Source organism: Mitsuaria chitosanitabida ATCC BAA-476 = NBRC 102408 (assembly GCF_001598255.1).
GTDB classification, from domain to species: Bacteria; Pseudomonadota; Gammaproteobacteria; order Burkholderiales; family Burkholderiaceae_C; genus Roseateles; species Roseateles chitosanitabidus.
Genome location: NZ_BCYP01000041.1, coordinates 18185 through 27810, shown reverse-complemented (window position 1 = coordinate 27810; position 9626 = coordinate 18185). Strand labels below are relative to the sequence as shown.

The following is a 9626-nucleotide window of genomic DNA, read 5'->3' as shown; positions in this document are numbered from 1 at the left end:
CGAGTTTACTGTTGGGCGAACGAGTTTCGGGATCCGTTTTGCGGCCTGTGTGCTGTTGCTCTATTCAGCGTTCTAGGTTGTGGCTTTGGCCACTTTGATACTTGCTGCGCCACTCGGCAGAGTTTCGGCAGTGAGAACACCGTTCCCGACAAGTTCATCGACCAACAGTTCCGACCATGCATGAAGCGATGGCCCGTCGGCGAAGAATCGCTGCCAGGAGCTCATCAGCACAGGGGTTCTGACGAGCCAGTCCAAGAGTTCCGATCTGGGTTGTTGCTGGACTTCCAGCAGGTGGAACACCGTGAGTGCCTTCGCGCCATGGCGCGCATGGCGGGCGGGATCCCGCCGGAAGTGCTCGAGCTTCTGCTTGGCGATTGCCAGCGCTTGCTGCACGTCAGAGAAGACCGCGCCGTGGCCGGGAATCACCACGGCCGGCCGGAGAGACTGGATGAGATCAAGCGTCTGTTCGACTTCGTCGAACGCCGCTTCTCCGTCGAGCTCCGGAAAGATGATCCCGAAGCCGCGCTCCCAGAGCGCATCCGCAGAGATGAGGGTGCGGGTGCTCGGCTCGAACAGCAAGATCGAGTGTGGGTCGTGTCCTGGAGCCGCATGAACTTGCCAGGCTAGCTCACCGTGTCGGAGCTGCTCTCCGGGGCAGATCGCGGCGTTGGCCTGGAACCGAGGGCATTGTTGGCCCGTCGCTTGGTAGCTGAGGCGCGCCTCGTCCCAGGTTCGAACGGCACTGAAGTCGCCCGGCGGGATCTGGACGCCACAGCCGTGTCGCTCGACGAGGGCCGAATTGCCACCGCAATGGTCCGAGTGAAGGTGCGTGTTGACGATGAGGCGCAGTCTCTCCTCATCGAGAAGAGCGGCGTCGACCAATGCCACCGTCTGTGGCGCATGGGTCACGTAGCCGGTGTCGATCAGCACGGCCCCTTCCTCGGGTGAGCGGCCGTGCAGCAGGATGTTGTTCGCGGACAGCCAGCCGCGCTCGAACACCTCGACGCCGGGCGGCAGCGTGATGCTCATGGTCGGCGCCCCAGGATCACTGCCGCAGCTCTCGGCGAAGGATCTTGCCCACATTGGTCTTGGGCAGTTCGTCCCTGAACTCGATGTACTTGGGTCGCTTGTAGCCGGTGAGCTGCTTGTGGCAGTAGCTGCCGAGATCCTCCTCCGCCAGAGCGGGGTCCTTCTTGATCACGAACAGCTTCACCGCCTCGCCCGAGTGCTGGTCCGGCACACCGATCGCGGCGCACTCAAGCACGCCCGGATGCAGGTTGACCACCTGCTCGATCTCTGTCGGGTACACGTTGAAGCCGCTCACCAGGATCATGTCCTTCTTCCGGTCCACGATGCGCGTGAAGCCTTCCGCATCCATCACGCCGATATCGCCGGTCTTGAAGAAGCCATCCGTGCCAATCGCTTGTGCCGTCTCTTCCGGCCGATTCCAGTAGCCGGCCATGACCTGCGGACCGCGGATGCAGATCTCGCCCCGTTCCCCGAGCGCCACGTCCTTGCCCGCGTCATCTCGGATCGCGATCTCGGTGTTCGGCACCGGCAGGCCGATCGAGCCATTGAAGCGATCGAGGTCCAGGCAGTTGATCGTCGCGACCGGCGAGGTCTCCGACAGTCCGTAGCCCTCGACCACGGGGCATCCCGTGATGCGCTCCCACTTCTCCGCCGTCGCCTGCTGCACCGCCATGCCGCCGCCGTTCGAGATCACGAGCTCGCTGAAGTCGAGCTTCGCGAACGACGGGTCGTTCGCCAACGCGTTGAACAGCGTGTTCACGGCCGGGAACATGTTGACGCGGTGATTGCGCAGCGTTCCGATGAGGCCCGAAATGTCTCGAGGATTCGGAATCAGCAGATTGGTCATCCCCATTCGCGCGCCCAGCATGTAGCAGGCCGTCAGCGCGAAGATGTGATACAGCGGCAGCGCGCACACGATGGTGAGCGGCTTGTCACCGATCTTCTTGAGCATGGGCGCGAACCACGCCTCGCTCTGCAGGATGTTGGCGACGATGTTCCGATGCAGCAGTGTCGCCCCCTTGGACAAGCCCGTGGTTCCGCCGGTGTACTGCAGGAACGCCGGATCCTCCGGGCCGAGCTGCACCGGCTTGAGCGACATGTGCGCGCCTTCCGCCAGCGCCTTGCTGAAACGCGTCACCGTGCGGCCGTCCGTCAACGGCAGGCGGAACTCCGGCACCATCTTCTTCACGTGGCGGAGCGCGAAGTTGACCAGCGGCCCCTTCCACCAGCTGAGCATGTCGCCGATGCCGGTGAGCACGACATGCTTGATCGGCGTACGCTCGACGACCTCGGACAAGGTCTTGGCGAAGTTCTCCAGCACGATGATCGCTTCCGCGCCGGAGTCCTTGAGCTGATGCTCGAGCTCGCGCGGCGTGTAGAGCGGATTGACGTTCACCACCACGTAGCCGGCGCGCAGGATGGCGGCGATCGCGACCATGTACTGCAGCACGTTGGGCATCATGATGGCCACGCGTGCGCCGCGGGCCAGGCCGCGTTGCTGCAGCCAGGCCCCGAGGGCCGTCGACAGCGTGTCCACCTCCCCGAAGCTCAGGCGCTGGTCCATGCAGACCGCGGCGTCGCGCCGCGCATGCTTGCGGAAGGCTTCCTCCAGCAAGGCCACCAGCGACGGATAGACATCCACCGGGATCGTGGCGGGAACGCCGGGCGGGTAGTTCTTGAGCCAGGGCTTGTCGGCGTAGTTCGTCATGTCTCCTCGTCTCGTTCTGGATGGTGCGGAGCGGGCCGCGCCAAGGTCTGGGGTAGCTGTCGATGCTGGCCGGAGCGCTCTGGCGGGCCTAGCGGAATTGCCCTAGGCCGCCTCGTCACGTCCGGGACAAGCGCCTCGGCTTGTCCGAAGCCAGCCCTCAGTCGGCCCGCACCTACACTCGCCCGATGGATTTGAGGGAATGCGAATGAACGGCCGGATGCAACGTCTCTTCACCGTCATCCGGTGGATCGTGGGGCCCCTGCTCGCGGTACTGGCCGGATGGCGGTGGGGTCTGGGGGCAGGCGCCGGGGTGCTCGTGCTGTTCGCGGCCGGTCCGGCGCTGTCAATGCTGCCGAGCTTCCTGATCCTGCGATTCGTCCCGCCGGCGCCGGGCCTGCCGGTGGCACCGCTGGGCGACCTGTTGCATGCCTGGTGGCGCGAGGTGATCGCGGTCACCCGCGTCTTCAACTGGCAGCAGCCCTGGGCCGAGCACGCCGAGCCCGACTTTCTGCCGCCCGCGCACGATGCGCGCGGCCGCCGTGGCGTGGTGCTGCTGCATGGCTACAACTGCAATCGTGGTTTGTGGAATGTCTGGATGCGCGAGCTCCGCCAGCGCGGCATTCCGTTCGTGGCGATCACGCAGGAGCCGGCTTTCGGATCGATCGACCGTTACGCGCCGGACGTCGACCGTGCCATGCGCGCGCTGCACGATCGCACCGGTCTGGCGCCGTTGATCGTCGCGCACAGCATGGGCGGTCTGAGTGCCCGCGCCTGGTGGCGCAGCCAGGGCCATGCCTTCGACCGCATCCATCGCATCCTGACCTTGGGGACGCCGCATCACGGGACCTTGCTGGCTCGCCTGGGCACGACGGAGAACGCGCGCCAGATGCGGGGTGATTCCGAATGGTTGAACCAGCTCGCGCGTGAGGAGCCGCAGCGCATGGGCTCGCAGTTCGACTGTCTCTATGGACATTGCGACCAGATCGTCTTCCCGGCCGAAACCGCGGTACTGCCGGGCTCTCGCGTGCTGCACCTGCCGGCGCGGGGGCATCTGCAGCTGGTCTTCGAGCCGCAGGCATTCGAGCGCGCGCTTCAGTTGCTCGAGGAGCCAGAGCTCCACGCCCTGGTGGTCTGAGTCCCGCGTCCGCACGCCGGCGCCCGCTTCAGAAAGCAGAAAGCCCCGCGGCGCGTGCCCGGGGCTTTCGTTCTTTCGCTGGCGGCGATCGACGACGCCAGCATCAGCGATGCATCAGACCTGCATCGGCGTCGCGATCAGGCCTCGGCCTTCAGCACGCCACGGCGGATCTGGTCGAGCTCGATGCTCTCGAACAGCGCCTTGAAGTTGCCTTCGCCGAAGCCTTCATTGCCCTTGCGCTGGATGATCTCGAAGAAGATCGGACCGATCACTTCCTTGGTGAAGATCTGCAGCAGCAACTCGTGCGGCGCGCCCTGGTGGGCGGCGCCGTCGATCAGGATGCGCAGGCGGCGCAGCTCGTCCAGGTTCTCGCCGTGCTCTGGCAGGCGCTTGGACACCAGGTCGTAATAGGTGTCGATCGTGTCCTGGAAGACCACGCCCGTGGACTTCATGCCCTCGACGGAGCGGTAGATCTCGTCCGTGCCCAGCGCCACGTGCTGGATGCCCTCGCCGTGGTACAGGTCGAGGTACTCGGCGATCTGGCTCTTGTCGTCGCTGCTCTCGTTGATCGGGATGCGGATCTTGCCGCAGGGGCTGGTCATGGCCTTGGACTTCAGACCGGTCAGCTTGCCCTCGATGTCGAAGTAGCGGACCTCGCGGAAGTTGAACAGGCGCTCGTAGAACTCGGCCCATTCCTTCATGCGGCCGCGGAACACGTTGTGGGTCAGGTGGTCGATGTAGGTCAGGCCATGGCCCTTGGGCTTCGCGTCGACCGGCTTGCCGTCGGCGTCCAGCAGCGGGACGAAGTCGACGTCGTAGATGCTGATGTTGCCGATCTCACCGGCCGCCGCCCCGTTCTTGCCTTGCCAGCGGTCGACGAAATAGATCAGCGAGTCGCCGATGCCCTTGATCGCCGGGATGTTCAGCTCCATCGGGCCGGCCTTGTTGTCGAAGCCCCAGGCGCCGAGCTCCAGCGCGCGCTGGTAGGCGTAGGCGGCGTCCTTGACGCGGAAGGCGATCGCGCAGATCGACGGGCCGTGCAGGCGCGCGAAGCGCTGCGCGAAGGCGTCCTGCTCCGCGTTGATGATGAAGTTGACGTCGCCCTGGCGATAGAGCGTCACGTTCTTGTGGCGATGGCGCGCGACGGCGACGAAGCCCATGGAGGTGAACAGCGCGCCCAGCGCGGCGGGATCGGGGGCGGCGAACTCGATGAACTCGAAGCCGTCGGTGCCCATGGGGTTGTCCCAGGGAGTGAATGCCATGTCTTGTCTCCGGTGCCCCGTCGGCGGGGCTTGGTCAACTGGATAGGGTCAAAGAACGCAACGCGGTTGCGATGCCGCCACTGTAGGGGGAGGGGGGCGCAGGATTCCTGCGACAGGAGGCGCCGGGAGTGGGGTGCGCGCAGGATTCCTGCAAGAATCTCTCCATGGACAAGCAGATCGAGCTTGATGCGATCGACCGACGCATCCTCCAAGCCCTACAGGCCGACGGCCGCATGACCTACGACGCGATCGCCGCGCAGGTGAACCTGTCGTCGTCGGCGGTGCTGCGCCGGGTGCGTCGGCTGGAGGAGGACGGCGTCATCACCGCCTACGTGGCGCTGGTGAGCCCCGAGCGGGTGGGCCTGGGCCTGACGGCCTACATCAACGTCCGGCTGGAGAAGCACACCGAGAGCCACAAGCGCACGCCCATGGATCTGTTCCGGGCCGCGGTCCAGACCTGGCCCGAAGTGGTGGAGTGTTCCGCCCTCACGGGGGAGATGGACTACCTGCTACGGGTGCTCGTGGAAGACATGGGCCACTACGCGCGCTTCATCAGCGACACGCTGCTGCGGCATCCCAGCGTGCAGGACTGCAAGACCAGTTTCGTGCTGGACCGTCTCAAGAACACGACCGCGCTGCCGGTCTGAGCCCGCGCCGATCGGAGATTCAGCGCCGCTCCAGTACCACCGCGAGTTCGAACCAGCCGCGCTCGTGAGGCCGCTGCGTGTACGGCGGCGCGGGCCACTTCCACAGCGTCTGGGGAAAGAGTGCCCGCATCGCGTTGATGTCGCAGTGGTATGGCGGGCCGATGACTTGGCCGTGCTCGGACTCCTCGCGACGCGCCTGCATGAACAGGGCCAGCAGCCGGCCGCCCGGCTTGATCCAGCGCTGCAACTGCTCGGCGTAGGTGGTCCAGTGATCGGGATGCAGCGCGCAGAGGCAGGTCTGCTCGTAGACCAGGTCCAGCGCCTGATCGGGCCGCCAGGCCAGCACGTCGGCTTGCTCGACGTGGCCGGGCAGTTGCGCCTCGGCCAGCTTCGCGCGGGCGATCTCGACGGCGGTGGGCGTGTAGTCCAGCCCGATGACGTCCAGCCCGGCGCGCGCCAGCACCGCGAGCTCGTGTCCGCGTCCGCAACCCGGCACCGCGACACGAGCGCCTCGCGGCAACAGATCGGCTTCGAGCCAGGCCGCCAGTTGCGGATGCGGGCCGCCGCGGTCCCAGGCGGTCTGTCCGGTGTCGAAACGTTCTTGCCAGAACGCGCGGTCAGGTCCCGCCATCGCTTGTCTCCATGGATCTCGTGAGGGAAGGCCGGGTCAGACGACCCCGTCGACCTCGTGCACCAGCTTCAGCGTGTGCGCGGGGGACAGGCTCATCAGCTCGCCGATCTCGATCAGGTCGTCGGGCACGGCCGGGTTCTCCCAGCTCTCCGACGTGTGCCGCGCCAGCCGCACCGCCAGCGTCACGCAGCGGACCTGCGGATCGTGGACCTTCTTGTCGTCGGTGATGTGGGCGAGCAGTTCGGGGAGGTGCCAGGCCTTGAGCAGCGCCTGCTCCAGGTCGCCGAGCTCGATGTTGAGCACCGCCTTCTGCGCCGCGACGCTGCGCAGCGTCGGGTCGGCCTGCTGCCGGCGACGGATCTCGAGCGCCAGGTCCGGGGCCTCGCACCAGAGCAGCATCTCGGAGAAGTCGTGCAGCAGCGCCGCGCTGTGGATCACGGCGGCGTCGGGATCGGCGCGGTGAGCGGCGAAGCCCAGCGCGAAACGGGCGGCGCGCTCGGCACGCTGGAGCACGCGCTGCAGGCCGGCGAGCGCGTCAGGACGCGCGGCCAGCCGCTGCTCGACCGTCGGCTGCTCGCCGAAGGCCTTGAAGAAGGGGGTGATGCCCATCAGCACCAGCGCGGCCGTGACCGTCTCGGTGTCGGTCAGCAGCCGGCTGGAGCGCTGCGAGGCGGCATGCGCCAGCAGCTTGAGCGTCATCAGCGGGTCCTTGTTCAGGAACTCGCCGAGCAGATGCGCGTCGACCGCGTCCTCATTCGCGCGCCAGAGTTCCAGTTGCTCGGCCGTGCTGGCCAGCACCGGAATCTCCATGCGGCGGAAGTGCGTGGTCCACGCCGCCAGATCGGGCAGTGGCCGCGTCAGCGCCTGGAAGGCTGGCGGCGAGCCCGCTCCGGGCGGCGCAGAGGCATCGGGCGGAACGCTCATGGTCATGAAGCGGGGATGCCGCGTGAGCGGCGATGCACGGTGAACGTTCATCGTATATCGGCTCGGCGCCCGCGAGCTTGATCCCCACCGCGGCCACGGCGACCGCGAGCCACACCGGCATCACAGCCGCTGCACACCCGCGAGGGTGCCCACCAGTTGTCCGTCGGCATAGACGCGTCCGCCATCGGCGTCAGCGTCGGCGCTGAACTCGAGCGACGGCGCCGGTTCAGCGCGTCGCGGCGCGGCGGGGGCCACCCGCCAGGCCCAGCTGATCAGGCGCCCACCGGCGCCGAGCAGCAGGATCGCCAGCCAGGCCCGCAGGCTTTGCTGGCGCGCCAGGCCATGCATGCGGCCCGGCATCAAACTGATCTCTTGCATGTCTTGTCTCCCTGGGCAGCCCGCGCCGGACCAGGAAGTCATCCCGATCCGTCGGAGGCGGCCCTCTCACGGGCTGAAGTCGTCGTGCCGCTGAAGCTCACGCTTCAGGGCGAGGTGCTCTTGCTGGCGGCGAGCGCCGCCATCCGGGCCGTGACGGCCCGCGGAACGCTGGTGGCTCAGGGCCACGAACGGGTTGCGCGGCTTGCGAAGAGCCAAAGCCTGACGCGGACGGGGTGTGGTGAACTGGGCCATGGCAGCCTCCTTCGGTGGTCGGATCGGGATCGGTTGGAGAGAGGGAGCGCCGGGGGCCCGGCACGACGGCTGAACGGCATCGTCGCGGCGGTGGGGCTCCAAAGTTGCGCAGATGATAAACATCTGATTATCAAGCGCAAGCGGTTTTTATCTGGCGTTGTCCCCGGGCGACGGGACGAGGCGGGCACGCCGAGACCCGCGACCGCGAGCGCATGGCCCGCGGGTCTCCGGCGTCCGGCATCCGGGATTGCGCCGAAATCCCCGCCTTATCGGACCTTGCCGGACGCGCGTCGCGGCCTACAGTCCCAGGATCCCACCAGCGATCTCCAACAGACCATGATTCCACGCAAGCTGCACGTGATCTGGGTCGGCGACGAATCCAAGCGCCCCGACAACTGCATCGACACCTGGCGCCGGCACAACCCGGACTGGGAACTGCGCGTCTGGGGCAACGAGGACCTGGCCAGCTACGGTTGGCTCAACGCCGAGCACATGCGGGCCATGGCGGGCCGGGAGCTCAACGGCGTGGCGGACCTGATGCGCTGGGAGATCCTCTACAACGAAGGCGGCTTCGTGGTGGACGCGGACAGCGTCTGCCTGCGGCCGCTGGAGCCCTGGCTCTTCGAGGGCGAGGCCATGGCCTGCTGGGAGAACGAGGTCGTGCGGCCGGGCCTGATCGCCGCCGGCTACGTGGCCTCCAAGCCGGAGAACCCCTTCTTCGGCCAGATGATCCTGGACCTGCAGAACACCCCGCGCGTGGACGACCGCATGGCCTGGCAGAGCGTCGGTCCGCTGTTCCTGACCGAATGCCACCGCGTGTACGCCTATGCGGGCCTGACGATCTGGCCCAGCCATTTCTTCATCCCGCGCCACTTCACCGGCCTCGAGTACGAGGGCGGCGGCCGAGTCTTCGCCGACCAGGAGTGGGGCAGCACCCTGCGCAAGTACAACGTCCTGCATCAGAAGAAGGTGGCCTGATGAGCATGCAAGTTCCCGACACGCCGGTCTCGCCGCTCGAGCACGCGCACCAGAAGTACTTCGTCCAGAAGGTCGCCGTCAGCGAGGAGCTGCGCGGCCGTTCGCGCATGGACGTGTTCGGCCCGCTGTGCCAAGGCAAACGGGTGCTGCACGTGGGCTGCGTGGACTGGCCGATCACCGACCTGAAGGCATCGCTGCACCTGCAGCTGGAGCCGCTGTGCGCGCAGCTGGATGGCTTCGACATCAACACCGAGGCCTTCGCGCACATGCAGCCCCACCTGAAGGGGCGGCTGTTCTCGGACTGGGCGGCGGTCACCGACCGCTACGACCTGGTGCTGGTGCCCGAGGTGCTGGAGCACGTGCCCGACGTGCAGGGCTTCCTGGGCCAGCTCGACGCGGTCGACTGCGACGAGTACGTCCTCACCGTGCCGGATGCCTACAGCTGCTGGCGCCAGCACTTCGACTACAGCAGCGGCGCGCAGACCTTCGTGGAGGTGGTCCATCCGGACCACAACTGCTGGTACACGCCGTTCACGCTGAAGAACGTGCTGGGCAAGTACACGCCGTGGGAGATCGATGGCATGTACTTCTTCAACCGCATGTCGCTGCTGGTCGCGGCGCGCAAGCCGGCGGTCCAGGGCTGAAGACCAGGGGCCCGACGGGCGTCGGGCTGGACGGTCGG

The 9626-nt window shown here is 66.9% G+C and carries 11 protein-coding genes; 4 read left to right on the top strand and 7 right to left on the bottom strand.

The window, feature by feature from the left end:
• Positions 1-72: 72 nt before the first annotated feature.
• Both MCHT01_RS24385 and MCHT01_RS24380 read right to left on the bottom strand, forming a co-directional pair.
• Entirely contained in the window at positions 73-1029 is a 957-nt protein-coding gene (locus MCHT01_RS24385; protein WP_067070045.1) for an MBL fold metallo-hydrolase, read from the bottom strand.
• Between the two features lie 16 nt (positions 1030-1045).
• Positions 1046-2737, bottom strand: coding sequence for a long-chain-fatty-acid--CoA ligase (locus tag MCHT01_RS24380; RefSeq protein ID WP_067070043.1), 1692 nt, complete (start codon positions 2735-2737; stop codon positions 1046-1048).
• A 217-nt stretch (positions 2738-2954) separates the two neighbouring features.
• Between MCHT01_RS24380 and MCHT01_RS24375 the strand changes: the two genes are divergently transcribed.
• A complete protein-coding gene (locus MCHT01_RS24375) occupies positions 2955-3872 on the top strand; it encodes an esterase/lipase family protein (RefSeq protein WP_148661703.1) in 918 nt (305 codons plus the stop codon).
• Between the two features lie 137 nt (positions 3873-4009).
• Here MCHT01_RS24375 and hppD read toward each other — a convergent pair whose 3' ends face one another.
• Positions 4010-5134 carry a 4-hydroxyphenylpyruvate dioxygenase gene (gene hppD / locus MCHT01_RS24370; protein WP_067070035.1) on the bottom strand — a complete coding sequence of 375 codons (1125 nt, stop codon included), beginning with the start codon at positions 5132-5134 and terminating at the stop codon, positions 4010-4012.
• A 164-nt stretch (positions 5135-5298) separates the two neighbouring features.
• Here hppD and MCHT01_RS24365 point away from each other — a divergent pair, with 164 nt between their 5' ends.
• Positions 5299-5781 carry an Lrp/AsnC family transcriptional regulator gene (locus tag MCHT01_RS24365; RefSeq protein ID WP_067070032.1) on the top strand — a complete coding sequence of 161 codons (483 nt, stop codon included), beginning with the start codon at positions 5299-5301 and terminating at the stop codon, positions 5779-5781.
• Between the two features lie 19 nt (positions 5782-5800).
• Here MCHT01_RS24365 and MCHT01_RS24360 read toward each other — a convergent pair whose 3' ends face one another.
• From MCHT01_RS24360 to MCHT01_RS24345, 4 genes are all read right to left on the bottom strand, one after another.
• Entirely contained in the window at positions 5801-6412 is a 612-nt protein-coding gene (locus MCHT01_RS24360; protein ID WP_067070030.1) for a methyltransferase domain-containing protein, read from the bottom strand.
• Positions 6413-6448: 36 nt separating this feature from the next.
• A complete protein-coding gene (locus MCHT01_RS24355) occupies positions 6449-7336 on the bottom strand; it encodes an HDOD domain-containing protein (protein ID WP_245643637.1) in 888 nt (295 codons plus the stop codon).
• 120 nt (positions 7337-7456) lie between these two features.
• Positions 7457-7714 carry a hypothetical protein gene (locus MCHT01_RS24350; protein WP_067070027.1) on the bottom strand — a complete coding sequence of 86 codons (258 nt, stop codon included), beginning with the start codon at positions 7712-7714 and terminating at the stop codon, positions 7457-7459.
• A gap of 66 nt (positions 7715-7780) precedes the next feature.
• Positions 7781-7966: a hypothetical protein gene (locus MCHT01_RS24345; protein ID WP_067070024.1), complete on the bottom strand. Its 186-nt coding sequence runs from the start codon at positions 7964-7966 to the stop codon at positions 7781-7783.
• A 336-nt stretch (positions 7967-8302) separates the two neighbouring features.
• On the opposite strand from MCHT01_RS24345, the gene MCHT01_RS27675 reads away from it, so the two are divergent.
• Positions 8303-8944, top strand: coding sequence for a glycosyltransferase family 32 protein (locus MCHT01_RS27675; RefSeq protein ID WP_245643635.1), 642 nt, complete (start codon positions 8303-8305; stop codon positions 8942-8944).
• A complete protein-coding gene (locus MCHT01_RS27670; protein WP_245643633.1) occupies positions 8944-9588 on the top strand; it encodes a class I SAM-dependent methyltransferase in 645 nt (214 codons plus the stop codon). Before MCHT01_RS27675 ends, MCHT01_RS27670 begins: the two co-directional genes overlap by 1 nt.
• The last annotated feature ends 38 nt before the right edge of the window (positions 9589-9626 follow it).

Coding starts and splice junctions, on each gene's coding strand:
- MCHT01_RS24385 (WP_067070045.1), bottom strand. CDS start 1,029: ATGAGCATCACGCTGCCGCCCGGCGTCGAGGTGTTCGAGCGCGGCTGG.
- MCHT01_RS24380 (WP_067070043.1), bottom strand. CDS start 2,737: ATGACGAACTACGCCGACAAGCCCTGGCTCAAGAACTACCCGCCCGGC.
- MCHT01_RS24375 (WP_148661703.1), top strand. CDS start 2,955: ATGCAACGTCTCTTCACCGTCATCCGGTGGATCGTGGGGCCCCTGCTC.
- hppD (WP_067070035.1), bottom strand. CDS start 5,134: ATGGCATTCACTCCCTGGGACAACCCCATGGGCACCGACGGCTTCGAG.
- MCHT01_RS24365 (WP_067070032.1), top strand. CDS start 5,299: ATGGACAAGCAGATCGAGCTTGATGCGATCGACCGACGCATCCTCCAA.
- MCHT01_RS24360 (WP_067070030.1), bottom strand. CDS start 6,412: ATGGCGGGACCTGACCGCGCGTTCTGGCAAGAACGTTTCGACACCGGA.
- MCHT01_RS24355 (WP_245643637.1), bottom strand. CDS start 7,336: ATGAGCGTTCCGCCCGATGCCTCTGCGCCGCCCGGAGCGGGCTCGCCG.
- MCHT01_RS24350 (WP_067070027.1), bottom strand. CDS start 7,714: ATGCAAGAGATCAGTTTGATGCCGGGCCGCATGCATGGCCTGGCGCGC.
- MCHT01_RS24345 (WP_067070024.1), bottom strand. CDS start 7,966: ATGGCCCAGTTCACCACACCCCGTCCGCGTCAGGCTTTGGCTCTTCGC.
- MCHT01_RS27675 (WP_245643635.1), top strand. CDS start 8,303: ATGATTCCACGCAAGCTGCACGTGATCTGGGTCGGCGACGAATCCAAG.
- MCHT01_RS27670 (WP_245643633.1), top strand. CDS start 8,944: ATGAGCATGCAAGTTCCCGACACGCCGGTCTCGCCGCTCGAGCACGCG.